General features: G+C 55.2%; 24 protein-coding genes. 8 read left to right on the forward strand and 16 right to left on the reverse strand.

The genetic code is table 11. The features are described 5' to 3' along the window. Positions 1–267: 267 nt before the first annotated feature. The 5 genes from gntU to HMPREF3178_RS26290 all read right to left on the reverse strand — a co-directional run bounded on the left by gntU (position 268) and on the right by HMPREF3178_RS26290 (position 5,394). Positions 268–1,608, reverse strand: a complete 1,341-nt coding sequence (gene gntU / locus HMPREF3178_RS26270; protein WP_004106495.1) for a gluconate transporter — start codon at positions 1,606–1,608, stop codon at positions 268–270. Further along, positions 1,608–2,138, reverse strand: a complete 531-nt coding sequence (gene gntK, locus HMPREF3178_RS26275; protein ID WP_004106496.1) for a gluconokinase — start codon at positions 2,136–2,138, stop codon at positions 1,608–1,610. Before gntK ends, gntU begins: the two co-directional genes overlap by 1 nt. A gap of 181 nt (positions 2,139–2,319) precedes the next feature. Next, positions 2,320–3,315 carry a gluconate operon transcriptional repressor GntR gene (gene gntR, locus HMPREF3178_RS26280; protein ID WP_017145302.1) on the reverse strand — a complete coding sequence of 332 codons (996 nt, stop codon included), beginning with the start codon at positions 3,313–3,315 and terminating at the stop codon, positions 2,320–2,322. Positions 3,316–3,539: 224 nt separating this feature from the next. Beyond that, the gene (locus HMPREF3178_RS26285) at positions 3,540–4,235 is read right to left on the reverse strand and encodes a pirin family protein (protein WP_017145301.1); all 696 of its coding nucleotides are present in this window, start codon (positions 4,233–4,235) and stop codon (positions 3,540–3,542) included. A gap of 121 nt (positions 4,236–4,356) precedes the next feature. Beyond that, positions 4,357–5,394 (reverse strand): oxidoreductase, encoded by a 1,038-nt coding sequence (locus HMPREF3178_RS26290; RefSeq protein ID WP_017145300.1) that lies wholly within the window; start codon positions 5,392–5,394, stop codon positions 4,357–4,359. A 411-nt stretch (positions 5,395–5,805) separates the two neighbouring features. Between HMPREF3178_RS26290 and HMPREF3178_RS26295 the strand changes: the two genes are divergently transcribed. Further along, positions 5,806–6,309: a bactofilin family protein gene (locus HMPREF3178_RS26295; RefSeq protein WP_227499092.1), complete on the forward strand. Its 504-nt coding sequence runs from the start codon at positions 5,806–5,808 to the stop codon at positions 6,307–6,309. Positions 6,310–6,558: 249 nt separating this feature from the next. After that, positions 6,559–7,050 (forward strand): N-acetyltransferase, encoded by a 492-nt coding sequence (yhhY, locus tag HMPREF3178_RS26300; protein WP_017145298.1) that lies wholly within the window; start codon positions 6,559–6,561, stop codon positions 7,048–7,050. Between the two features lie 50 nt (positions 7,051–7,100). Here the strand turns inward: yhhY and ggt are convergent, their stop codons facing one another. Beyond that, the gene (gene ggt / locus HMPREF3178_RS26305) at positions 7,101–8,843 is read right to left on the reverse strand and encodes a gamma-glutamyltransferase (protein ID WP_004106505.1); all 1,743 of its coding nucleotides are present in this window, start codon (positions 8,841–8,843) and stop codon (positions 7,101–7,103) included. Positions 8,844–9,075: 232 nt separating this feature from the next. Between ggt and HMPREF3178_RS26310 the strand changes: the two genes are divergently transcribed. Further along, positions 9,076–9,396: a DUF2756 family protein gene (locus HMPREF3178_RS26310; protein WP_016810027.1), complete on the forward strand. Its 321-nt coding sequence runs from the start codon at positions 9,076–9,078 to the stop codon at positions 9,394–9,396. A gap of 16 nt (positions 9,397–9,412) precedes the next feature. Here HMPREF3178_RS26310 and ugpQ read toward each other — a convergent pair whose 3' ends face one another. The 5 genes from ugpQ to ugpB form a co-directional block, all read right to left on the reverse strand. Further along, positions 9,413–10,153 (reverse strand): glycerophosphodiester phosphodiesterase, encoded by a 741-nt coding sequence (gene ugpQ / locus HMPREF3178_RS26315; protein WP_004106507.1) that lies wholly within the window; start codon positions 10,151–10,153, stop codon positions 9,413–9,415. Continuing rightward, complete coding sequence (locus HMPREF3178_RS26320) at positions 10,150–11,220, reverse strand: sn-glycerol-3-phosphate import ATP-binding protein UgpC (protein ID WP_017145297.1); 1,071 nt, start codon at positions 11,218–11,220, stop codon at positions 10,150–10,152. The genes ugpQ and HMPREF3178_RS26320 overlap by 4 nt, the downstream gene beginning before the upstream one ends. Before the next feature lies 1 nt (position 11,221). Further along, the gene (ugpE, locus tag HMPREF3178_RS26325) at positions 11,222–12,067 is read right to left on the reverse strand and encodes a sn-glycerol-3-phosphate ABC transporter permease UgpE (protein WP_004116045.1); all 846 of its coding nucleotides are present in this window, start codon (positions 12,065–12,067) and stop codon (positions 11,222–11,224) included. Continuing rightward, positions 12,064–12,951 carry a sn-glycerol-3-phosphate ABC transporter permease UgpA gene (ugpA, locus tag HMPREF3178_RS26330; RefSeq protein ID WP_004106512.1) on the reverse strand — a complete coding sequence of 296 codons (888 nt, stop codon included), beginning with the start codon at positions 12,949–12,951 and terminating at the stop codon, positions 12,064–12,066. Before ugpA ends, ugpE begins: the two co-directional genes overlap by 4 nt. A 123-nt stretch (positions 12,952–13,074) precedes the next feature. Then, positions 13,075–14,391, reverse strand: coding sequence for a sn-glycerol-3-phosphate ABC transporter substrate-binding protein UgpB (ugpB, locus tag HMPREF3178_RS26335; RefSeq protein ID WP_004116054.1), 1,317 nt, complete (start codon positions 14,389–14,391; stop codon positions 13,075–13,077). Between the two features lie 270 nt (positions 14,392–14,661). Here ugpB and HMPREF3178_RS26340 point away from each other — a divergent pair, with 270 nt between their 5' ends. The 4 genes from HMPREF3178_RS26340 (at position 14,662) to HMPREF3178_RS26355 (ending at position 19,515) form a co-directional block, all read left to right on the forward strand. Next, entirely contained in the window at positions 14,662–15,429 is a 768-nt protein-coding gene (locus HMPREF3178_RS26340; protein WP_004106526.1) for an IclR family transcriptional regulator, read from the forward strand. A 228-nt stretch (positions 15,430–15,657) separates the two neighbouring features. Continuing rightward, positions 15,658–16,557 carry a dihydrodipicolinate synthase family protein gene (locus HMPREF3178_RS26345; RefSeq protein ID WP_004106528.1) on the forward strand — a complete coding sequence of 300 codons (900 nt, stop codon included), beginning with the start codon at positions 15,658–15,660 and terminating at the stop codon, positions 16,555–16,557. Positions 16,558–16,575: 18 nt separating this feature from the next. Then, positions 16,576–17,886: an MFS transporter gene (locus tag HMPREF3178_RS26350; RefSeq protein WP_004106530.1), complete on the forward strand. Its 1,311-nt coding sequence runs from the start codon at positions 16,576–16,578 to the stop codon at positions 17,884–17,886. Between the two features lie 33 nt (positions 17,887–17,919). Further along, on the forward strand, positions 17,920–19,515 hold the full coding sequence (locus HMPREF3178_RS26355; protein ID WP_004116062.1) for a UxaA family hydrolase: 1,596 nt from the start codon (positions 17,920–17,922) through the stop codon (positions 19,513–19,515). A 99-nt stretch (positions 19,516–19,614) separates the two neighbouring features. Here HMPREF3178_RS26355 and livF read toward each other — a convergent pair whose 3' ends face one another. From livF to livK, 5 genes are read right to left on the reverse strand one after another with little or no spacing between them, the layout of a single operon-like run. Then, complete coding sequence (gene livF, locus HMPREF3178_RS26360; protein WP_004126158.1) at positions 19,615–20,328, reverse strand: high-affinity branched-chain amino acid ABC transporter ATP-binding protein LivF; 714 nt, start codon at positions 20,326–20,328, stop codon at positions 19,615–19,617. Between the two features lie 17 nt (positions 20,329–20,345). Next, positions 20,346–21,113, reverse strand: coding sequence for a high-affinity branched-chain amino acid ABC transporter ATP-binding protein LivG (livG, locus tag HMPREF3178_RS26365; RefSeq protein ID WP_004106537.1), 768 nt, complete (start codon positions 21,111–21,113; stop codon positions 20,346–20,348). Beyond that, entirely contained in the window at positions 21,110–22,387 is a 1,278-nt protein-coding gene (gene livM, locus HMPREF3178_RS26370) for a branched chain amino acid ABC transporter permease LivM (RefSeq protein ID WP_004106539.1), read from the reverse strand. The genes livG and livM overlap by 4 nt, the downstream gene beginning before the upstream one ends. Beyond that, positions 22,384–23,310 (reverse strand): high-affinity branched-chain amino acid ABC transporter permease LivH, encoded by a 927-nt coding sequence (livH, locus tag HMPREF3178_RS26375; RefSeq protein WP_004106541.1) that lies wholly within the window; start codon positions 23,308–23,310, stop codon positions 22,384–22,386. Before livH ends, livM begins: the two co-directional genes overlap by 4 nt. A gap of 60 nt (positions 23,311–23,370) precedes the next feature. Next, positions 23,371–24,480, reverse strand: coding sequence for a high-affinity branched-chain amino acid ABC transporter substrate-binding protein LivK (livK, locus tag HMPREF3178_RS26380; protein ID WP_004106543.1), 1,110 nt, complete (start codon positions 24,478–24,480; stop codon positions 23,371–23,373). Positions 24,481–24,901: 421 nt separating this feature from the next. Here livK and panM point away from each other — a divergent pair, with 421 nt between their 5' ends. Further along, positions 24,902–25,288: an aspartate 1-decarboxylase autocleavage activator PanM gene (panM, locus tag HMPREF3178_RS26385; RefSeq protein WP_004116081.1), complete on the forward strand. Its 387-nt coding sequence runs from the start codon at positions 24,902–24,904 to the stop codon at positions 25,286–25,288. Positions 25,289–25,499 lie beyond the last annotated feature (211 nt).

Raw genomic sequence — 25,499 nt, forward strand, 5'->3', positions numbered from 1 at the left:
TATCAGGGAATTTAGATTGAGAAGGGAATATTTTCCGCCGCTATTTTATTGATCAAGATTATGGATTACAGCAGAAATTGGGTTGTTTTATTCTTGCGGAGAAGACCGATAAAACCAGGCGTGGCGTGGGTTTGTGAGCCGTATGACGTTTATCGTATTTCTGATAGTGGCAAATCGGGAGAGGGTTAAAGCTAAAGGTTTTCGATATAAGTCGAGCATGAAATTAACCCGGCATCGCTTCGCTCCGCCGGGTTATCACTTTGGCGTTTAGCTCAACAGCGTAAACGCAATCATACCAACAATCGCCCCGACGGTGCCGAGGATGGTTTCCATCATCGTCCAGGTTTTCAGCGTTTGCGCTTCGGTCGCGCCGGTAAACTTGCCGAACAACCAGAAGCCCGCGTCGTTAACGTGGCTGACCACGATAGAACCGCCGGCGATACAGATAGAGAGCGCCGCCATCTGCGCGCCGCTGTAGTGCAGCTGTTCAATAACCGGCATCACCAGCCCGACTGCCGTCAGGCAGGCAACGGTCGCGGAACCCTGAATAATACGCACCGCCGCCGCCAGCACGAAGCAGGTGATGGCAATCGGCAGGCCCATACCGGTTAACGCTTCACCGAGGGCAGGGCCTACGCCGGAGTCGACCAGCACCTGTTTAAACACCCCGCCCGCACCGATGACCAGCAGGATGATGCCCGCAGGCTGGAGCGCATGACCGCAAATCTCCATCACCCGATCTTTAGCCATTCCCTGACGTACCGCCAGACCATAGATAGCCACCAGGCACGCCACCAGAATCGCGGTAAACGGATGGCCGATAAACTCAAACCATTCGTAAGCGGTAGAACCTTCCGGCACAAAGCGCGCGGCGATGGTTTTCAGGCCAACCAGCACCAGCGGCAGCAGAATCAGCGACAGGCTGAAGCCGAACGACGGCATTTTGCCTTCGCCAAGGTGTGGCTCGCTAATATCGTCCGGAATGTGCAGTTCAACATAGCGGCTGATGAAGTTACCCCACAGCGGCCCGGCAATAATCATCCCCGGGATAGCGGCGCACAGGCCAATCAGGATCATCCAGCCAAAGTCGGCATGCATCTGCGAGGCGAGCAGCATCGGCGCAGGCCCCGGTAGCAGGAACGCGGCCGCGGCGGCTACGCCAGCAAACAGCGGGATCACCAGCTTCACAAGGTTGGTGCCGGTATGGCGCGCCATTGAGAAAGCCACGCTGATCAGCAGCACGATCGCCACTTCAAAAAACAGCGGCAGCGCGCAGATAAGCCCGGCCAGACCTATCGCATAATGGGCGCGATTGTGGCCGAAAGATCTCAGCATCTTAACGGCAATCTGGTCGACCGCGCCGGTTTCATGCAGGATCTTACCAAACATAGCCCCTAACGCGACGACGATAGCCAGAAAACCCAGCGTGCCGCCCATGCCTTTTTCCATCGTCGCCGCGATCTTATCTAACGGCATTCCGGAAAAAAGCCCTGCTCCAATAGAAACCACCATCAAAGCCACGAAGGCATGCATACGCGCCTTCATGACTAAAAACAGCAGCAGCAAAACGGAGCCGACTGCTGTCAAAACAAGCGTTAATGTACTCACTAGTTACTGCCTTTGTTGATCACCTCAATGGTGCTGGCGACCACGCCTTCCAATGACTGGTCGATATCGACGATTAACACATCGCTTTCATCCGCGCCCGGTTCCTGCAGCGTCTCAAACTGCGTAACCAGCATCTGGGTCTTAAAGAAGTGGCCTTTACGCGCCTTCAGACGTTGTTCGATAACCGCAAAATCACCTTTCAGATAGATAAAGGAGAGGTTCGGGTTACCTTTACGCAGGATGTCGCGATAGCTCTTTTTCAACGCGGAGCAGACAATCAGCGACACTTTATTGGTGCGCTGCATAGCAAAGGCGGCATCGTTCAGCGCCTGCAGCCACGGGGTGCGGTCGTCATCATTTAACGGTTCGCCAGAAGCCATCTTGTTGATATTGCTGCGCGGATGAAGAAAGTCGCCGTCGAGAAACGCGGCGTGCAGTTGATGCGCCACTTCGCTGGCGACAGCGGATTTCCCGCTGCCGGAAACGCCCATCAGGACATAGATGTGGTGATCATGGTTAGTCGTGCTCAAAGCTTCCTCCCACTGGACACATACGCGCAGCCTGGCAGCGTTTAACGGCGTGGAATACTGGCGTACAGATTAATTGTTACGGGTAACTGTTATCGGTAACATTGTCATGCCGGAGTAGTGGAGAAGCAATAACCATTCGTGCCAGATGTGAATATGTGTGATCTACTTCAAATTTGTCAGTTTAAATAGATCCGCCCGGTGACAATGTGAAACCTAAATCTAACATCTTAGGCGTCACCGTTTCACCGCGTATCCGCGCCAGCAGACGTTCAGCGCCAATCCGCCCCATACGCTCACGCGGCGTCAGCACGCTGGCCAGACGCGGCTCCATCACCTGACCAATATCGTGGCCGTGGAAACCGGCAATCGCCATATCGTCAGGGATTTTAAGCCCCAGCCGCTGGCACTCAAACGCTGCGCCGACCGCAAGGTCATCGTTGGTACAGAAAATGCCGTCAAGCTGCGGATATTCGCGACGCGCCTGGCGCATCAGCTCAATTCCCGATGAATAAGAAGAAGACTGCTCAACCATCACGCTGTAGGGCGTCATTCCGGCATCAAGCATCGCTTGCTCATACCCCTTCTGTTTGATGATAGTACGTTCATCAAGACGTGCGCCAAGATAGGCAACGTGACGGTGACCATGATTGATAATCGCCGCGGTCATCTGTCGGGCCGCTTCAAAGTTATCAAAGCCGACGGCGATATCGAGGCACGGCGACTGACTGTCCATCAGCTCCACAACCGGGATACCCGCGACTTCAATCATCTTCAGGGTTCGCGGCGTATGGGTTCGTTCGGTAAGGATCAGGCCGTCAATATTCCAGGAGAGCATCGATTCCAGGCGTTTTTCTTCCATTTCCGGCTTATAGCCGTAGTGCGCCAGCATAGTCTGATAGCCGAAAGAGTCGGTTACGCTTTCAATACCGCGCAGCACTTCCGAGAAGACCTGGTTAGTTAACGAGGGCAGCAGCACGCCAATGGCGCGGCTGGTAGCATTAGAGAGGATATCAGGGGCGCGATTAGGAATATAACCCAGTTCATCGAGAGCAACGGCAATCTTGCCACGCAGCGCTTCGGAAACCTGTTCCGGGTTACGTAAATAGCGACTGACCGTCATTTTGGTCACGCCGACAAGATCGGCTACATCCTGAAGTACGGGTCTTTTCTTTTTCATCGTCCTGACTGTGATAAACGGGAGACATTTTCTCAGTTTATCACGGACAAAGCCCAACCTTCCCGGAGAAAAGAGGGCTAACAGATTAATTTAGAGTGGATACGCAAAATCATTCAAGTTGCATTGAGGCGGCAACGCAACAAACCCCCGGAAGCGTACAAGGGGTACGCGACCGGGGTGAGGGAGGAGAGCCAACAAAAATGCGGCTTGAAGGATGACGCGTATCAGACTGGCGGCAGATCGAACAGCAGTATCTCGCTATCGCCGTCAGCATGCACGGAAATCGCCTGCTCGTCCCAAATGGCCAGGCCATCGCTGGTGGTGGCCTTCGTTCCGTTGATGGTGACTTCACCTTTCACCACCTGGATCCACACCCGACGTTCGGCGGCAATCTGATGCACCGACTGCTCGTCTTTCAGCAGCGCCCAGCGGTACAGTTCCATATCCTGGTACACTTTCAGCGAGCCTTCGCGAGCATCCGGCGACAGCACCAGCTGTTTGCCCTGAACGACGTCAAAGCGGCGCTGTTCGTAGCGCGGAGTGATGCCATTTTTTTCCGGCATAATCCAGATCTGGTACAGATGCAGTTTTTCCGTGGCGCTTGGGTTGTACTCAGAGTGACGAATACCGGTACCCGCGCTCATGATCTGAAACTCACCCGCCGGAACCTGCTCTTTGTTACCCATGCTGTCCTGATGCTCCACGGCCCCTTCCAGCACGTAGGTCAGAATTTCCATATCTTTATGCGGATGGGTACCGAAGCCCTGGCCTGCGTCGATCACGTCATCGTTGATAACCCGCAGCGCCGAGAAGCCCATAAAGTCAGGATCGTAATAGTTCGCGAAAGAGAAAGTATGCCAGGAATCCAGCCAGCCGTGGTTAGCGTGGCCGCGTTCGTTAGCTTTGCGTAAGTAGATCATGTTGCACCCCCGTATGTTTTCGATGGGATAAGTGTGGACCCAATCCCCTGGCGATCATAGAGGGTGAAAATTGACTCCTCTGTTCAAAAAATATGAACAAGCACAGAGGAGCCGGAGTTGCTTATCCTGCAAGGGTTATAGTGGCGGGAGACGGCTGCTCAAAGCCGCGTTCAAGGATCTCTATATTCGTGAGAACCTCAGATTCCTTGACGAAATTAGGCTGGCCGTTAACGAGGGTTTCATACAGCGAATCATAGACGCGGCCATAGTCGCCTGTTTCAAGCGGAACCTCTTCCCGTACGGTTTCCCCTGCCTCATTGACGTACTCCAGCAGGCCCAACGTATCGTCCGCGCCGAATCCTGGCTCACCGGGCATGATATTCGCCTTCAGGCTGGTCTCCTGCTGGTCGATACCGTATTTAATAAATGACCCTTTATGACCATGGACGATGAATTTTGGGTAGGGCAGCTTCACCAGATGGCTGGATTTAACAATCGCTTTCAGATTGCCGTAGAACAGCTGGGCCTCAAAAGTATCGTCCGGGTTGGCCTGGTTGCGCAGGCTACGAATGTCGTAAGACACATGATCCGGGCGGCCAAACAGAGCAATAATTTGGTCCATGGTATGGACCCCCAGACCATAGAACGTCCCATCCTGCGGTAGGCCAGGCTTTCCACCATCTATCGGGCGATAGTTATCGAAATGGTTTTCAATCTCGACGAGCTCCCCCAGTTTGCCGCTCTCAATGACTTTCTTCGTGGTCAGAAAGCAGGAGTCAAAGCGGCGGTTCTGGTACGGAGTGACCGTCAGCCCTTTGCTTTTCGCCAGCGCGAATAGCGTCTTCGCCTCGTCCAGAGTCGGCGTAAAAGGCTTTTCGACCAGCACATTTTTACCCGCCTCCAGCGCCCGTTTGGCATAATCAAAATGGCTGTCCGCGTGGGTACACACGATCACCAGCTTGACCTGCGGGTCGTTAAGCACTTCATCGAGATCGCTGGTGAAGTGGATGTGCGAATACTGCGGCGCCTGCTCCTCCGGCCTGGCGCTGCGGCGGAAGATATGCGCCACATGCCAGCTGTCTTTTCGGTGCAAAACATAGGGAAGATGGTAGCGGGTGGTACTTTTGCCGAATCCAATAAATGCGCAGTGTAAAGTCATAACGCTGTCCTTAGTTAATATCGCTGCTATTAACCATAGCGCAAGCCAGCAGCGAACTTAAACCCTACATTCAAAGGGGTATATTCTGAAATGTTAAATTTACCGTTCAAAATGATTGACCCCGCAGACTAATTTCTGGATAAGAGAAACCCTCAGGAAGAGAACATTTTTTATCCAGCGCGCTGGCGGTTAGTAAGCCACATCGTCCTTCTCTTTTCCAACCCACGATGACTAAGGAGTAGCCATCTCATTCGCATGGAAAGCAAGTATTTAGCCATAAATAGCGCTCTTCTCTTCTGGCTGCTTGGCCTGCTGGCATGGTGCTTCGAATCCACGTACATGGCCTTGTTATCTGGTTCTTTCTCCCTGTCATCCTTCGTTTTTCATTTTCAATACCATCGGGTTAACCATGTGTTTAAAAAGAATAAAACTATCGACGTTACGCCACAGCCAGCCAGCGTACCCGCGCCGGTCAACGACAAAGTCACCTCTGCGGCCAGGAAGCCGGATACCACGGTCATCGCCAGCGGCATGCGCTTTGAAGGAAACATTATTGCGGCGGGTAATGTCGATATCTACGGCACGGTGAGCGGCGATATCGACGCGAAAGAGAACCAAATTAAGATCATGACCGGCGGCCTGCTGGAGGGAAACATTACCTGCCGCGAACTGGTTATTGACGGCTGCGTCATCGGCCAGTGCAGTAGCGATACCATTGAAATCGATAAAAACGGTAACGTCACCGGAACGCTGGCCTACCGTACGCTGGCCATTAAAAAGGGCGGCGTGTTTTCCGGCCAGGCAGAAGTGCTGCCGCCGGTCGCGGAAAAGAACAACGTGGTGGGATTCATCACAGATACCGCGGTAGAAACGAAAGAGAGAGCGGAAGCGCATACTGCCGAAGCGGCGCAGTAAGCCACATCCGGGCGCAGGCTGAAAAAAAGCAAAAAAAAAGCCAGCACCCGGCTGGCTAAAGTAATACTGGAAGCAATGTGAGCAATGTCGTGCTTTCAGGCTTTCCGCAAGGGTCTCCCTGAACGCAAAGCAATAATAATCATTCTCATTCGCACTTGTCCACCTCTTTTTGCAAAAAATAGTCGTTGATCCCTCTTTTAAAGTCAGTGATGTTTAGAAGGACGATTAACCCATCAAGGAAAATGAAGAATGAGCGACATAGTGATACGCCATGCCGAAGCCAAAGATTACGACGCAATCCGTCAGATCCATGCTCAGCCGGAGGTATATCGCAATACGCTACAGGTTCCTCATCCTTCCAGCCATATGTGGCACGAGCGACTAACCGACCGACCGGGCGTCAAACAGCTGGTCGCCAGCATAGATGACCAGGTCGTGGGACACCTCGCCATTGAGGTTATCCAGCGCCCGCGCCGGAGCCACGTCGCCGATTTCGGCATTTGCGTGGATTCACAATGGCACAATCGCGGCGTTGCCAGTGAGCTGATTCGCACCATGATCGACATGTGCGACAACTGGCTCCGCGTTGACCGTATTGAGTTGACGGTGTTTGTGGATAACGCTCCCGCGGTTGCGGTATATCAGAAATTAGGCTTTGAAATTGAAGGGACGGGGAGAAAGTATGCCCTGCGCAACGGCGAATATGTCGATGCCTACTTTATGGCGCGGCTGAAGGGGTGACGCTCAACTAACCCTCTCCCGGCAGGGAGAGGGTCGGGGTGAGGGTAAACCTAATACCCTGCGGTTAAATCATCCGGCGAACGCGGATCGGATGCGCCGTACAGCGTGCCATCCGGGCCAACCATAATACTCTGGGTGCTGCCCATCGCCTCTTTCACCGCCACTTTCTGCCCTTTGCTCTCCAGCAGCTTCAGCGTATCCGGGCTAAACCCCTTCTCTACCCGCAGTTCGTCCGGCAGCCATTGATGGTGGAAGCGCGGGGCGTTGGTGGCTTCCGCGACGTTCATCCCAAAGTCGATGGTGTTCACCACCATCTGCAGTACCGTGGTGATGATGCGGCTGCCGCCCGGGCTACCGGTCACCAGCCAGGTTTTGCCATCTTTCACCACAATCGTTGGCGACATCGATGACAGCGGACGTTTTTTCGCCTCGACGGCGTTAGCGTCGCCACCCACCAGCCCGTAGACATTCGGCACGCCGGGTTTAGCTGAGAAATCATCCATCTGATTGTTCAGCAGAATGCCTGAGTTCCCCGCCACGATGCCGGTGCCAAAGGTGGTGTTCAGCGTATAGGTCACCGCAACGGCGTTACCGTCCTTATCCACCACCGAGAAATGGGTAGTCTGATTGCTTTCATAGGGGGCCAGCTTGCCGGGGCGAATCTGGCTCGACGGCTTCGCCTTATTGACATCAATCTGCCCGGCAATCGATTTAGCGTAGGCTTTGCTGGTCAGCGCCTGCCACGGCACCTTGACGAAGTCCGGATCGCCAAGGTATTCCGAACGGTCGGCATAGGCGTGCTTTTCAGCTTCGGCCATCACCTGCATGGCGTCGGCGCTGCCGAAGCCGTACTTATGCATATCGAAGTTTTCGAGGATATTCAGGATCTGCACGATATGAATGCCCCCGGACGATGGGGGCGGCATGGAGAACACCTGATAGCCGCGATACTCGCCGCTCACCGGCGTACGTTCAACCGCGTTGTAATTCGCCAGATCCGCTTTGGTGATTAGTCCGCCGTTATTCTTCATCTCCGCGGCAATCTGGTCGGCGATCGCCCCTTTATAGAAGGCATCTGGCCCCAGCTCGGCAATCAGCTCCAGGCTTTTCCCCAGCTGTTTTTGCACCAGCTTATCGCCCTTTTTCAGCGGCTCGCCGTTTTTCCAGAAGATAGCCCGGCTGTTGGCATGGTCGGGGATCACTTCGCTGCCGTAGGTTTTCAGATCGTCGGCCAGCGCATCGTTGACCGTGAAGCCCTCTTCCGCCAGCTTAATTGCCGGACGGATCACTTTGTTGAGCGGCATCGTGCCGTATTTCTCCAGCGCGAGGGAGAAGCCGGCCACGGTTCCCGGGATGCCGGAAGCCAGATGGGAGGTCAGCGATTTCTTACTGTCCGGATTGCCCTGATCGTCGAGAAACATATCGCGGGTGGCCTGTTCAGGGGCCATCTCGCGGAAGTCGATTGCCGTGGTATTACCGTCTTTGGTTCGCAGCATCATAAACCCGCCGCCGCCGATATTACCGGCCTGCGGATGGGTGACCGCCAGCGCGTAGCCCACCGCCACGGCAGCATCCACCGCATTGCCGCCCTGACGTAAAATATCCACGCCAACCTTCGTTGCCAGCGCATCCACCGAGGCAACCATCCCCTGCTGAGCGCGAACCGGATGAAAAACATCTTCCTCTACACCATACGAGACCGGAGGCGGAGCGGGATCTGCCGCGACGGTAAAACTGCCGCCCGCCAGCAGCGCAGCGATGACCACCTGACGCCAGAGCGTTGTTCTTCTCATTGTCATACTCCTGAATTGTGTTTTATCCCCGTCGATACCCGTTATACTTCAGGCCGCACTTACGCTGTCCGCGCTCGTCACCCGCATCGCTTACCTGAGTAAGCTCATCGGGATCCACCTTCTTGCGACTCGAATTATTTAGGGTATAAGCCTGGCTGATAAGTCCTAAAAGATCATTGTTACGCCGGAAACGGAGTAGACTTAAGCGATCCCACGAAGTGAGGAGAGAACAATGAAAGCAATGTTATATCTGGCGGCGCTGGTCCCGCTGAGCGTCATGGCGCAGCCGATCAATATCGACAATAACCCTAATCAGCCGGGGTACGTGGTGCCCAGCCAGCAGCGGATGCAAAATCAGATGCAGACCCAGCAAATGCAGCAGCAAAACACTCTGAAGCAGGGTATTCAGAGCCAGTCGCGCACGCAGCAGCAGCATCTTCAGACGCAGTTGAATAACGATCGGCAGCGGGTACAGCAGAATAACAACCTGAACCGGCAGCAGCCTCTACCCAACAACAACGGTGGGATGCTGCAGCGCCAGACGACCCCGTAAGGCCGCCTGCCGCCTGTTATGCCGAAAAGCGTGGGCCGATGAGATCAATCGCATCGGTGCAGATACAGTCAACGCCCCAACGCAGCAGTTCGGCGGCACGCTGCGGTTTATTAACGGTATAGACGAGAATATGCAGGCCTGCAGCCTTCAGGTTTGCCACTCGCGCTTCATCCAGCAGCTTGTGGTTGAGATGAATAGAGACGCAGCCAAGACGCGCGGTGAGTTCGCGCCAGTCGTTGCGCCACTCATCCAGCAGTAGCCCACGCGGTAGTTCGGGCGCCGCTTCCTGCGCCGCTTCCAGCGCATCGATTTCAAACGATGAGAGCAGCGGCGGCGTCATTCCCTGCCACAGCTCACGCGCCGCCAGCGCCACCGCTTTACCGGTCACCAGGCCGGTGCCGGTGGTCGGTTTAATTTCGATATTGGCCATCATGCCGTGCTGACGGCAGCGATCGGCCACTTCGCTCAGCAGCGGCAGCGGCTCGCCTTTGAATTTGCCGCTGTACCAGCTACCGGCATCCACTTTTAGCAGATCGTTCCACGCCAGCTCGCCCGCCACGCCCCAGCCGTTGCTGGTGCGTTCAAGATTGTCATCGTGCAGTAAAAAAATGTGCCCGTCTTTCGATAACTTAGCGTCAAATTCAATCATCGTATGGCCATAACGAGCGCCGGTATCGATGGCCGCCAGGGTGTTTTCCGGGGCCAGTTTACCGCCGCCGCGGTGGGCGACGATATGGGGATAAGGCCAGTGACTCATGCGCGTTGTCCTGTTTCACTATCAAAAAGGTGCAGACTTTCCTGCGGCAGATGCAGCCACAGAGTGCTGCCCGCCTGCGGACGCTGCTGGTGCGGCAGCCGGACCACCAGCTTTTGCGCGCCCCAGCGCCCGTGGGCAAGGTTATCGGCACCTAAAATTTCCAGCGTATCCATCACCAACGGTACGCCACCTTCCGCTTCGGAGCTTAATGCAAAATGTTCCGGGCGGATACCCAGCGTCATCTTACGCCCGGCATAGCGGCGATGCTCGCTGTTGACAGGTAAAAGCATTCCACCCTCCAGCTCAAAGCGGCTGCCGTCATCGCTGACCCGCCCTTCCAGCAGGTTCATTGCCGGGCTGCCGATAAAGCTCGCCACAAAGCGGCTGGCCGGTTTTTCATAGACTTCGACCGGCGTACCAATCTGCTCGGCGATGCCTTTATTCATTACCATCACCCGCTGGGCGAGGGTCATCGCCTCCACCTGATCGTGGGTCACGTACAGCGAGGTGGTTTTCAGCCGTCGGTGCAGCTGCTGCAGCTCAAGACGCATCTGCACGCGCAGTTTAGCATCAAGGTTGGAGAGCGGCTCATCAAACAGGAATACCGCCGGATCGCGTACGATAGCCCGTCCCATCGCCACGCGCTGGCGCTGGCCGCCTGAAAGTTCGCGCGGACGGCGCTTCAGCAGGCCGTCCAGCTCCAGAATGCGCGCCGCCTCCTGGACGCGCTCAGCAATTAATCCTTTACCCAAACCGCGAATTTTCAGACCCCACGCCATATTCTCTTCCACGCTCATATGCGGGTAGAGGGCGTAGTTCTGGAACACCATCGCGATGCCGCGATCTTTCGGCTCCATTTCGGTAACACGCTTGCGGTCAATCCAGATATCGCCGCTGGTAACCCGCTCCAGACCCGCCACCATACGCAGCAGGGTTGATTTTCCGCAGCCCGAAGGGCCCACCATCACAATAAATTCGCCGTCCGCAACGTCCAGCGTCAGCGGTTGGATCACCTGGGTTTTGCCATCCCAGCTTTTGGTTACTGCCTGTAGCTTCAGTCCTGCCATTTTATTTCTCACTATCCACTAAACCACGCACAAACGCGCGCTGCATGGCTAAAACGATGACTACCGGAGGAATCAACGTGAGCAGCATCGCCGCCATCACCTGATTCCACTGCGTGGTGCCCTGGCCGATGGCGATCATCCCTTTGATGCCCGCGACCGCGGTGCCGAGATTCACGTCGGTAATAATCAGCAGCGGCCACAAATACTGGTTCCAGCCGTAAATAAAGGTGATGACGAACAGCGCCGCCAGGTTGGTTTTCGACAGCGGCAGGACGATGTCGCGGAAAAAGCGCATCGGCGATGCGCCGTCGATACGTGCGGCCTCGATAAGCTCGTCCGGCAGGGTCATAAAGAACTGGCGAAACAGGAAGGTCGCGGTCGCCGAGGCCATCAGCGGCAGCGTGAGTCCGGCATAGCTGTCGAGCATTTTCAGGTTGGCGATCACTTCCACCGTCGGGAAAATACGCACCTCAACCGGCAGCATCAGCGTGATGAAGATCATCCAGAAGAACAGGTTGCGCAGCGGAAAACGAAACCAGACGATGGCGAAAGCGGAGAGCATCGAGACCGTAATTTTGCCCACCGTGATGCCGAAGGCCATGATGAAGCTGTTGAGCATCATCAGCCAGAACGGCGCGCTATTGGCCCCTACGCCGTTCACCCAGATAAACTTCATGTTTTCGAGAAGATGCCCGCCGGGTATCAGCGTCATCGGCGTGTCAAAGACCGCTTTACTGTCCAGCGTCGCCGCAACAAAGGCGACATACAGCGGGAACAGAATGACCGCGATCCCTAAAATCAGCATCGTGTGGCTGAAAATCGTCAGCCCGCGACGGTTTTCAATCATTGGTAGCGCACCTTTTTCTCAACGTAACGGAATTGCACCACCGTCAGAATAATGACGAGGAACATCAGCACCACCGACTGGGCGGCGGAAGCGGACAGGTCGAGCCCCGCGAAACCTTCACGGTAGATCTTATAAATCAGCGTCGTCGTCGCCTGCACCGGCCCGCCGCCGGTTGCGGCATCGATAACCGGAAAGGTATCAAAGAAGGCGTACACCAGATTCACTACCAGCAGGAAGAAACTCACCGGGGCGATCAGCGGTAGCGCCAGCCTGAAGAAGCGGCGAACCGGCCCGGCGCCGTCAATCGCGGCGGCTTCAACCAGCGAGCGGGGAATCGATTGCAGCGCAGCAAAGAAGAACAGGAAGTTGTAACTAATTTGCTTCCAGACCGAGGCGAAAACCACGAGGAACATCGCCTGACCGCTATTCTGTGCGTGGTTCCAGTCATAGCCCATTTCGCCGAGAAGATGGGTAATCAGCCCGCGTCCAGGGTTGAATAAGAAGATCCACAGCACCGCCGCCACCGCGGGCGCAACGGCATAGGGCAGGAGCATCAGCGTTTGATAGAAGCGGCTGCCGCGCACCACATAATCGACCAGTGCGGCGAAAAACAGCGAGATCAGCAGACCGCTGACGGTAACCATCGTACTGAACTTAATGGTGGTCCAGAAGGAGTCCAGGTAATACGGATCGTGGAACAGGGCTAAAAAGTTGTCCAGGCCGACAAACTGGCTGGAGAGCCCAAAAGGATCGACGCTCTGCAGCGAATACCACAGCGCTTCGCCAGCGGGCCAGATAAAGAATACGACGGTGATAACCAGCTGCGGCGCGACCAGCACATAGGGCAGCCAGCGGGATTTAAACACCGGACGGGATGATGACATAGTTAAACTCTGCGTTGTTTTCCCCTCACCCCGGCCCTCTCCCAAAAGGCAAGGAAGAGGAGTGCGCCGAACGGTCCCTCTCCGCTTTCGGGAGAGGGTGAGGATGAGGGACGGGCTAAAAGATTACGACTTCGTTGACTGTTCGAAACGGCGCAGCAGCTGATTACCGCGCTCAACCGCGGCGTCAAGCGCCTGCTGGGGCGTTTTCTTACCGGTCCACACGCTTTCCAGCTCTTCATCCACGATGGTGCGGATCTGCGGCATATTGCCCAGACGCAGCCCTTTGGTGAACGGCAGCGGCGGCTTATTCAGCATCTGACGCGTCGCAATATCCGCACCCGGATTCTTTTCATAGAAACCCTGCTCGCGGGTCAGGTTATAAGCAGCGGTGGTAATCGGCAGATAGCCAGTTTTCTGGTGCCATTCGGCCGCGTTTTCCGGTTTAGTCAGGAAATCGAGAAATCTGGCGACCCCGGTATAGGTTTCTTTGTCTTTCCCCTGCATCACCCACAGGCTGGCCCCGCCGATAATGGCGTTTTGCGGCGCGCCTTTCACGTCGGCGTCGTACGGCATCATCCCTACGCCATAGTTGAACTTCGCGTACTGACGAATATCCGCCAGCGAGCCGGAGGAGGCGGTGGTAATGGCGCAGTCGCCGTTATAGAACTTCTCGGTGGATTCGTCTTTACGCCCGAAGTAGCTGAAGTCGCCTTTCTTGTTCAGTTCTTCGAGCAGGGCGATATGCTTGACCTGCTCCGGCTTGTTGAACTCCAGCACCGCGTCGGTACCGTCGAAGCCGTTGTTTTTGGTGGCCACCGGCAGGCCGTGCCAGGCGCTGAAGTTTTCAATCTGGATCCAGCCCTGCCAGCCGCTGGCGTAGCCGCATTTCATCCCGGCAGCCTTCAGCTTCGCGGTATACGCCGCCAGATCCTGCCAGGTTTTCGGCGGCTGTTCCGGATCTAACCCGGCTTTTTTAAAGGCGTCTTTGTTGTAGTACAACACCGGCGTGGAGCTGTTAAACGGTTGAGAGAGCAGGTGTCCGGTTTTCGAATCAGTGTAATAACCGGAAACGGTGGGAACGAACTGCGTTTCGTCAAACTGAATGCCCGCATCGCTGAACACCTGATAAACCGGCTTAATCGCCTTTGAGGCCATCATCGTCGCGGTGCCGACTTCATAAACCTGTAATAGCGCCGGCGCGTTGCCGGTACGGAAGGCGGCGATGCCTGCGCTCAGGCTCTGCTCATAGTTGCCTTTATACACCGGGACAATTTTATAGTCCGGGTTGGCTGCATTGAAACGTTGCGCCAGTGAATCAACTTCTTTCCCCAACTCCCCTTCCATCGAGTGCCAGAATGGGATAGTGGTTACCGCCAGGGCTTGTCCGGCAAATGCCAGGCTGAGCGCCAGTCCTAAAGCTGTATGTCGTAACGATATCATCGGTTATCTCTCTTGTTGTTCCGGATGCGCGATTTCACGCGTTTTATGTTCGCGGGGGTAACATGACATGCTCGAATGACAGAAAAATAACTATTGCATTACAAAAATATTACAATAAATTGGCAAAAACATGATGAAACGGTGAAAAAAAAGTGGCAGGGAAATGGCAAAGGAAAAAGAGAGGCGGCGCAGACTACAGATAAACGGGGATCTGTAGTTAAATAGAGTGCGTTAAAGAGCACTCTACGGCGAGCCGTCAAAAGGAAAAATATGAAGACGCTTCATAAACCTACCGAGCGCGTTTTGCTCATTCTGGAAACCTTAGCCAACGCGGATGGAATGACGCTTTCCGAGCTATCGCTCAAAACGGATATTTCCAAGGGAACCATTTTCCCGATCCTCAAATCACTGCAGTATCGCAAATATATCAGTCACGACGATCGCAACGGGATTTACACTCTGGGGATCTCCTGCGCGGTTCTGGCCAGCGCCACCGTCGAAAAAGAGTTCTGGCTGAAAACGATCAATAGCGAAATGCACGCGGTGGTCACTGAATGCAACGAAGTTTGCCAGCTCGGCATTCTGGATGACGCCTGGGTACTGTATGTTGATAAAGTCCAGGGCGATCAAACCGTGCAGCTGGTCTCTAAGGTAGGGACGCGCCTGCCGGCAATCTGCTCCGCCCTGGGCAAGGCGCTGCTGCATAAGCACCGCGACGAAGAGATTCTGGAGCTCTATCCGCAGGGTTTTCCTTCCGTTACCGCCCGCAGCGTAACGAATATGGCCCAGCTTCGTCAGCAGCTGGATATGGTTGCCGCCAACGGTTATGCCATGGACGATCGGGAAATCAACGACGATACCATCTGCTTCGCCGTCCCCCTGCAACAGAAAGGCATTATTCTGGCGGCGATCAGCGTCTCATTGCCCTCTTTCCGCGCCAGCGATGAAAAAACGCAGCAGGTGATTCGTGCGCTAAAAGAGGCCAAGGGTCGTATCGAAAGCGTGCTGAATAAGCTGCCTGATATTAAAAATTACTGATTTATTTGCCAACGGCGCCTTCGGAATTGTGATTACCCACACAATACCGATATTTAATGATCCACCGTGGCGCCCGACTATTCTGCATAATTCCCCATCTATTCATTGATTTAATCAATTATCCGCACGACTTTGGCGCCATTTGACTTCACGTCGATGGCGTGTTTACTTATGCTTAATCGCAAATACAAACACAGTTTGTATATACGAACAACAAAGAGGTTTAATATGCAAAGTCATTACATCACCCCGGCAATAACGGTTTTTGATGAGCAGGGCAGGCTGGATCCTGAAGGCAACTTTCGCCTGTATGATTTCATTAAAAGCAGCGTATCGGGATTTGTCGTCATGGGCAGTACCGGTGAGTTTTTCTCGCTGGATATGAAAACATCCCGTCAGGTAATTCAAATGGCGGCAGAGTTCCCGCGCGAGGGAATAAAGGCCTATGCGGGTACCAGCCGCATGGATATTGACGAGTGCGTAGAGCTGGCTAACTATGCAGATGAGTGCGGACTGGATGGCGTCATGATTATCAGCCCGTGGTACTTCCGCCTGACTGATGAAGGCATTTATACATTTTATAGCCAGATAGCTCGCCGCACCGCCGCCAAAATATTTATTTATAACTTCCCGGAACGTACCGGCTATTGCGTCTCGCCAGAGGTCTGTTTACGACTCGCCAGAGAGTTCCCAAACATTGTCGGTCTTAAAGACACCATTCCGGACACCAATCATACGTCGCAGGTGATTCGCCAGGTAAAATCTGAACTACCGTATTTTGAAGTCTACGCCGGTTATGACAATAACTTCGCGCACAATGTCCTGGCGGGGGGCGATGGATGTATCGGCGGGTTATCCAATATTTGCCCTGAAATATTCCGCGACTGGATGCAGGCATTTAACGATAACGATTTGCAGCAAATTTCGCGGTATCAGCAAAAAGTGGATGGGTTAATGGATATTTACGCGGTTAACGATCCGTTCATTCCAACATTTAAAAAAGCGCTACAGCTGCGCGGAATTATTCAGTCCGACCGCTGCACGCCACCGTTTAGCTCACTCACAACCGGCCAGACCGAAAGTATTTTGCGGATACTTTCCCGTGCTGGTATTGAAATTAATGCCTGACCCCCACGCGGAGGTATTATGAAAACCATCACAGCTTACGACAATCCGGCCCTCAATTCCGCGATTACGAAATCATGGAAGCGCCTGGTGCCACTGATGTTTATTTTGTACTTCATCGCCTTTATCGACAGGGTGAACGTGGGATTCGCTAAAGAGGCGATGCAGGTGGATATTGGGCTCTCCAATTCCGCCTTCGCCCTCGGGGCAGGGATCTTTTTCGCCGCCTATGCGCTATTTGGCATTCCCGCAAACCTGATCCTGAATAAAATTGGCGCGCAGAAATGGTTAAGCATCACTACTGCGCTGTGGGGCGTTCTCTCTGCCCTCACCGGACTGGTGCAGACGGAAACCCAGTTTATTGTTCTGCGTTTTTTACTGGGATTAGGCGAAGCCGGTTTTTATCCCGGTATTCTGCTGCTGGCCTCCATCTACTTTCCCAATAAAGTTCGCGCATCCGTCGTCGGTATCTTCGTACTCGGCGTACCGCTGGCGCTGACCTTAGGCTCGCCCATCTCCGGCGCGCTGCTGGAAATGCACGGTTTCCTTGGTAAACCCGGCTGGTTCTGGATGTTCTTTATTGAAGGCATTCCGGCGGTCATCATGGGGATCTTCGCCTGGTTCTGGCTCGACGATACGCCAGCCAAAGCGCGCTTCCTGAACGAAGAAGAGAAAAAGGCGCTGATTGCCCAGCTACAGCAGGAGCAGCGACAGACGGAAACCAGCAGCGTTGGTACCGCGCTGAAAAGCCTTAAAGTCTGGCACCTGGCGCTGATCTACGGCACCATCCAGATCAGCGTGTACGGACTGATGTTCTTCCTGCCTTCGCAAGTCGCCTCGCTAATGGGTTCCACGCTCGGCTTTAAAGAGTCGCTGGTCGCCGCCATTCCGTGGGCCTGCTCCGCCGTCGGCGTCTATTACATTCCGCGTCTGGCGGACAAAATGCCGGCTCGCCGGGTACTGATTTCGGTCATCTGCATGCTGGCTGCGGCGCTGGGGCTGTTTGTTTCTGCCTGGTCCGGCCCGGTGCTCGCCATTGCCGCGCTCTCGCTGTCGGCCATCGGCTTTCTCTCCGTGCAACCCATTTTCTGGACTTTCCCGGCGCAGATTGTGTCAGGCTCGGCGCTGGCCGCCAGTATCGGCTTTTGCACCACCATGGGCGCGTTTTGTAGCTTCCTGGCGCCGCTCATTCGCGTTGAGGTCGATACCTTCTTCGGCAATGATTCGGCGGGCCTGGTCGCACTGTCGCTGATTACCGTCTGCTGTGCGCTGCTGATTGCCGCTCTTGCCAGCAGAAAAGCGACAAACGGCGTTGCGGTTACCCATCACTAAGTCCTGATGCGCTTATAACAAAGGATAAATAACATGCAGACCATCTTAAAGATTGACCCTACTGATAACTTAATCGTTGCGCTGCAGGACTTACGCAAAGAACAGCGGGTTCACTGGAACGATGAGGCCTACGTTCTGCGTAGCGATGTCAAAGCCAAACATAAATTTGCCACCGAGGATATTGCGCCCGGCGATATCGTTTCGCTGTACGGCGTACCGGTCGGTAAAGCGACGCGCCCCATCACCCGGGGCGAAGCCATCACAACGGAGAATATCAAACACTACGCGGCCCCGGTTACGCTTGACGATGTCGCCCCCTATGACTGGCAGCAGCCGGATATTTCCGCCTGGCAGCAGCGGACGTTTAAGGGAATCGTGCGTGAAGATGGCCGGGTCGCCACCGCAAACTACTGGCTGGTCATTCCGCTGGTATTCTGTGAAAACCGCAACGTTCAGCGCGTCACCGATGCGCTAAACGACGCCCTTGGCTACGCCAATAACGGCCTGAAAAATTTTGCTCGCCAGGTGACATCGGCAGGGGCTTTAAACGATACCCGACATCTGCCCTTTCCGCATCTTGACGGTATTCGCTGTATTACCGTTAATTCCGGCTGCGGCGGCGCCACCTCGGACAGCATGACGATGTGCGACGTGCTGGCCGCCTATTCCGATCATCCTAACGTTCTTGGCGTGACGGTCTTCGCCCTCGGCTGTGAAAAAGCGCGAATTGTTGATTTCAACGCCGCGCTGGCGAAGCGCAACCCGAACTTCAGCAAACCGATTATTTACTTCAGGCAGCAGGACTGGAGTAGCGAAGAGAAAATGATGCAGGATGCGTTAACCGAAACTTATAACGCGATCCGCGAAGCCCCCGTCGCCGAGCGGCAGGACGTCCCGCTCTCCCACCTCAAAATCGGCGTGAAGTGCGGCGCTTCTGACGGGTTCTCGGGGATCAGCGCAAACCCGGCGATGGGCGAAGTGTCAGATCGTCTCGTCGCCCTCGGCGGCGCATCGGGGCTGGCGGAATTCCCCGAGCTGTGCGGCGCGGAAGGGGATATCGTTCAGCGCTGCGCGACCCGGGAGCTGAAAGAGAAGTTTTTGTCGCTGATGAAAAACTATGAGCATGTCGCGAACTTCTTCGGCACCACCATCGCCGATAACCCCAGCCCGGGAAACATTGCCGATGGGCTGATCACTGACGCGATAAAATCCGCCGGCGCGGCGAAAAAAGGCGGCAGAGCGCCGGTTAGCGCGGTATGCGACTATGCCGAACCGATGGGAGAAAGCGGCCTTTCGCTGGTCTGCACGCCGGGCAACGATGTGGACGCGGTAACGGGCCTGGTCGCGGCGGGGTGCAACGTGGTGATCTTTTCAACCGGGTTGGGTACGCCGACGGGGAACCCTATCGTTCCGGTTCTCAAAGTTTCAACCAACACCGCGCTCGCAAAAAAGATGCCGGATATTATCGATTATGACTGCGGGCCGATTATCGAAGGCACGCCGCTGGCGGACATCGCCGACGGCCTGTTTGAGAAAATCATCGCTACCGCCAGCGGAACCTGGCGCACCAAAGCGGATGCGCTCGAACAGTATGATTTTATGCTGTGGAAACGCTCTCTGGAGCTGTAGGAGTCAAGTAAAACGCCCGGCAGATGCCGGGCGTTTGGTGTGAATAGCGAACCTCTTTAATATACCGTTCGGGCGTTCCTGCCGGGCGTCTTGATTACACTACCCGCCCAGATAGGCGCTGCGTACCGCTTCATTCGCCAGCAGCGCGTCGCCGGTATCCTCCAGCACCACGTGACCGTTTTCCAGCACGTAGCCGCGGTCGGCCAGCTTCAGCGCCTGGTTGGCGTTCTGCTCGACGAGGAAGATAGTCATCCCCTGCTCGCGCAGTTGTTCGATGGTATCGAAGATTTGCTGAATGATAATCGGCGCCAGACCGAGCGAAGGCTCATCCAGCAGCAGCAGGCGCGGCTGGCTCATCAGCGCGCGCCCGATGGCCAGCATCTGCTGCTCGCCGCCGGACATGGTACCCGCCCGCTGGACCCGACGCTCATGCAGGCGCGGAAACAGCTCATACACCCATTTAATACGGGTTTGGAACTGGTCGCGATCGGCAAAAAAACCGCCCATCGCCAGGTTCTCTTCCACCGTCATCCGCGAGAAGACCCGGCGCCCTTCCGGCACGATCGCCACCGCTTCGCGCATGATTTTCGCCGTCTGCCAGTCGGTAATATCTTTACCGTCGAAAACCACGCGGCCGCTGGAGGCGCGCGGGTCACCGCACAGGGTACCCAGCAGCGTGGTTTTCCCCGCACCGTTGGCACCAATCAGGGTGACAATTTCTCCCTGATTGATATGCAGACTGACGTTGTGCAGCGCCTGGATTTTGCCGTAATGCGCGCTGACGTTGTCAAAAGATAACATCACTTTTTCCATCTTATGCGTCACCACCATTATGCTTCACCTAAATAGGCGCGGATCACGTCCGGGTTGTTGCGGATCGCTTCCGGCGTACCGTTGGCCAGCGGCGTGCCCTGGTTTACCACGTAAATACGGTCGGAAATGCCCATCACCAGCTTCATATCGTGCTCAATCAGCAGGATGGTGGTGTTGTGATGGCTGCGCAGCTCGACGATCAGCTCATCAAGCTCTTTGGTCTCTTTCGGGTTTAGCCCCGCGGCGGGCTCATCGAGCATCAGGATTTCCGGCTGGGTCACCATGCAGCGGGCGATCTCCAGACGGCGCTGGTCGCCGTAGGCCAGGTTACTGGCCTGGCGGTTGGCGTGTTCGAGCAGGCCAATACGCTCAAGCCAGGTCGCGGCGCGATCGAGCGCTTCGCTCTGGGCGCGGCGGAAGGATGGCGTCTTCAGCAGGCCGGAGAAAACCCCGGTTTTCAGCTGCTGATGCTGTGCCACCAGCAGGTTTTCAATCACCGTCATTTCGCGGAACAGACGCACGTGCTGGAACGTTCGCACTACGCCCATGCGGGCAATCTGCTGGCCCGGCAGCCCTTCCAGATGCTGGTCACGCAGCATAATAGTGCCGCCAGTGGGCTTGTAGAAACCGGTCAGACAGTTAAAAACGGTGGTTTTGCCCGCGCCGTTCGGGCCGATAAGCGAGACAATTTCCCGCTCGCGCAGCTCCAGCGACACGTTGTTAACCGCCAGCAGACCGCCGAAACGCATCATCAGACCGTTTACGGATAATAATGGCTGACTCATGCCTGCTCTCCTTTTGCCTGACCGTTTTTCAGCTTCAGCTGCGGACGCGTCATCGGCAGAAGCCCCTGCGGACGCCAGATCATCATCAGTACCATCAGCGCGCCCAGCATCAGCATGCTGTACTCATTGAAATCACGCATCAGCTCGCGCGAGACCACCAGCAGAACCGCCGCCAGGATTACCGCAAACTGAGAGCCCATACCGCCGAGAACCACAATCGCCAGCACAAAGGCCGACTCGGCGAAGGTGAAGGATTCCGGGCTGACGAAGCCCTGACGGGCGGCGAACAGCGTTCCGGCAAAACCGGCAAACGCGGCGCTGATGGTAAAAGCGGTCAGCTTGATGCGCGTCGGGCTGAGGCCCAGCGAGCGACAGGCGATTTCATCTTCGCGCAGCGCTTCCCACGCGCGGCCCAGCGGCATACGCAGCAGACGGTTAATCACGAACAGACTTAACACCACCAGCAGCAGAGCGACCAGGTAGAGGAAAATGACGCGATCGGAGGGGTCGTACTTCACGCCAAAGAAGTTGCTGAACGTATCCCAGCCGCCTTCACGGGCGCTGCGGCTAAATTCAAGGCCGAAGAGCGTCGGTTTTGGGATCTGGCTAATGCCGTTCGGACCGCCGGTTATTTCGGTGTTGTTAAGCAGCAGGATGCGCACGATTTCGCCGAAGCCGAGAGTGACAATCGCCAGATAGTCACCGCGCAGACGCAGGACCGGGAAGCCAAGCAGGAAGCCCGCCGCCGCCGAAACCAGCCCCGCCAGCGGCAGGCAGGTCCAGAAGCCCAGGCCGTAATAGTGGTTCAGCAGCGCAAAGGTATAGGCGCCGATGGCATAAAAGCCGCCATAGCCCAGCACCAACAGGCCGGAAAGTCCTACCACCACGTTAAGACCCAGACCGAGGATGATATAGATCATCGTCAGCGTGGCGATATCCACCGTCCCGCGCGACACCATAAACGGCCACGCCACGGCGATAACCAGCAGGGCGATCAGGAATAGCTTCTGTTTTACCGTCGAACCGTCGATAGCCGGCAGAATAAACTTCGGCCCGGAGACGTTCTTCATGGTTTTCTGAAAAATGGGACGCAGCAGCTGGAAGAAGAAAACCACTGCGGTTCCGATAAAGATCCACTGCCAGCGGATATCGGCGGCGGTATCCACCACCAGCTTCGTGCCGTCAAGCTCCAGCTGCACGCCCATAAAGACGCCCGCCAGGATAAAGAACATAACTGCCGACAGCAGCGCCATCGCAAAATGCATCGGTTTCATACTTTTTCTACCTCCGGACGGCCCAGGATGCCGGTAGGCATCACCAGCAGAACCAGGATCAGCAGCGCGAAGGAGACCACGTCTTTATATTCCGTGCTGAGATAGGCAGAAGAGAGCGCTTCGGCAATACCGAGGATCAGCCCGCCGATCATCGCGCCAGGAATGCTGCCGATGCCGCCCAGAACCGCAGCGGTGAAGGCCTTCATCCCGGCCATAAAGCCGATGTAGGGGTTGATAACGCCGTAAAACTGTCCGAGCAGAACGCCGGCAACCGCCGCCATTGCCGCGCCGATCACAAAGGTCAGCGCAATCACGCGGTCGGTGTTAATCCCGAGCAGGCTGGCCATTTTCAGATCTTCAGCGCAGGCGCGGCAGGCGCGCCCCATGCGGGAATAGCGAATAAACAGCGTCAGCGCCAGCATGGCGATAAACGTCACCACCCAGATCACCAGCTGCATGGTGGTAATGGTCGCGGAGAAGTTGTCGCTACTGCCCACCGTCCACTGGCCGTTAAACAGGCTTGGCAGCGCAACATCGCGCGAGCCTTCCGTCAGGCTGACGTAGTTTTGCAAGAAGATCGACATCCCGATGGCGGAGATCAGCGCAATCAGGCGTTTTGAGCTGCGCACCGGACGGTAGGCCACGCGCTCGATACTCCAGCCGTAGGCGCTGGCAATCACGATAGCGCCGACGAATCCGGCAGCAACCAGCAGCCAGCTGGTATCAATACCCATCATCATCAGAGCGGCAATGATCATGAAGGAGACGTAGCTGCCAATCATATACACCTCGCCGTGGGCGAAGTTAATCATGCCGATAATGCCGTACACCATGGTATAGCCGATGGCAATCAGCGCATAGGTGCTTCCCAGCGTGACGCCGTTAAACATCTGCTGCAAAAAATAGAGAAACTGCTCGGACATAAGGTAACCTTTTTCAACCCGCCCGCTTTGCACGGGCGGTGGGATAACTTGTCTTATGGCTTATTTCGCGAGGGTGGATGACCCATCCGCGTGCCACTGGAAGACACCAAACTCAAATCCCTTCAAATCGCCTTTTTCGTCCCAATTCAGCGGCCCAATCACGGTTTTCGCGCCGTGAGCTTTCAGATCTTTGATTAAATCCAGCGGCTCCTGGCTTCCGGCCCGGTCCATCGCCTGCGCCAGTGACTGTACGGCGGCGTAGGTGATCCAGACATACGGACCGCTCGGGTCCTTCTTCTCCGCTTTGAGCGCGTCAACGATAGCGCTGTTAGCCGGGTCCTGGTCATAGCGTTTTGGCATCGTGACCAGCATGCCTTCCGCCGCATCGCCCGCGATATTGGACAGCGACGCGTTACCCACGCCTTCCGGGCCCATAAACACGGTTTTCAGCCCTACGGAACGCGCCTGGCGCAGCATCTGACCCATTTCCGGGTAGTAGCCGCCGTAGTAAACGAAGTCGATATTCTCTTTTTTCAGGCGCGCCAGCAGCGCGGAGAAGTCTTTTTCGCCAGCGGTGATGCCGTCGAAGAAGACGATATTCGCGCCGCCTTTTTTCAGGCTCTCCTGAACAGAGCGCGCTAAGCCTTCACCGTACTGCTGCTTATCATGAATGATAGCAATACGCTGCGGTTTGACGGTTTCCATGATGTATTTAGCGGCGGTCGGCCCCTGCGAGGAGTCCAGACCCGCAGTACGCATGATGTACTGATAACCGCGCTGAGTCAGCTCCGGGTTAGTCGCTCCCGGGGAGATCATCAGAATACCTTCATCTTCGTAGATATCGGATGCGGGCTGAGTGGAAGAAGAGCAGAGATGGCCGATAACATACTGAATACCGTCGTTGACGATTTTGTTCGCCACCGCAACGGCCTGTTTCGGGTCGCAGGCGTCGTCGTATTCTACGCCAACCAGCTTATCGCCCTTAATGCCGCCCTGAGCGTTAATGTCTTTAATCGCCTGGCGCGCGCCGTTAAATTCCATATCGCCCCACTGGGCTACCGGGCCAGACATCGCGCCAACAACGGCGACCTTAATATCTTTGGCAAAAGCCGCCTGGGACATCGCCAGTGCGACTAACCCCGCGATAACCGTTTTCGCGTTCCTTTTCATGCTGCAGAACCCCGTTCGTGATGTGGTGTAAATATTTTGTATTTTTATGGTTAAAAAGCATTCTGTGCTTTTATTAAACAACGCTACTTTTACCATTATCTTTAATGGTTTAGCGAGGTTTTTTGCCTGAATCCAGAGTAAATTCTCTATTTTTCAGGCGATTAAGCAAAGATAATATTCTGTATTTACGGGAAGATAAACAAAAAAAGTCCAGCAAACAGCATAAAATAACGATACATAAGGCGGAATAAAACGCTATATATCAGGTTAAAATTCTGCTTATTTTTCGATCCATGATGAATTGCTCTACCCTGTTCCTTCCAGGAAAACGAATCCCCTGATGACGAGGCAAAAAACGGCGCTCCGCCTGGCGGGGAATTTGGATACACTGACGCATCCGTTTTAACTGGACTCACCGAGCATGAAATTGACCATTATTCGTTTACAGCACTTCAGCGATCAGGATCGTATCGACTTAGGGAAAATCTGGCCGTCGCAGGATCTCGCGGCACTGGCGATAGATGAGAGCCATCGTATTTACGCCGCCCGCTTCAACGAGCGTCTGCTGGGAGCGGTACGTATTACGCTGAATGGCGTTGAGGGCGAACTCAGCGCGCTGTGCGTGCGTGAAGTGACCCGCCGTCGCGGCGTCGGGCAATATTTAGTGGAAGAAGCGCTAAAGGATAATCCAGAAATCACCAGTTGGCGGATTGCGGATGCCGGCGTGGAAGACCGCGGCGTGATGGCGGCGTTTATGCAGGCGCTGGGCTTTAGCGCGCAAACGGGCGGTTGGGTAAAAAATCAGTAAATCGGCGAAAGAAGGCTGAACATTCCCGGATTGCGGCCGAACGCCTTACCCGGGCTACCGACTAAAAAAGCAACTTACGTTGCCTTTTTGCTTTTACCTTTCTCCTCGCCTATGCGAAGAGGCAAGGATCAACTGATTTAACCCAGCATTTCGCGTTGCAGAAAGGCGTCAAGACCCGAAATCCCCGGGAGCTTACATCAGTAAGTGACCG

The organism is Klebsiella sp. HMSC09D12 (genome assembly GCF_001808475.1).
GTDB classification, from domain to species: Bacteria; Pseudomonadota; Gammaproteobacteria; order Enterobacterales; family Enterobacteriaceae; genus Klebsiella; species Klebsiella oxytoca.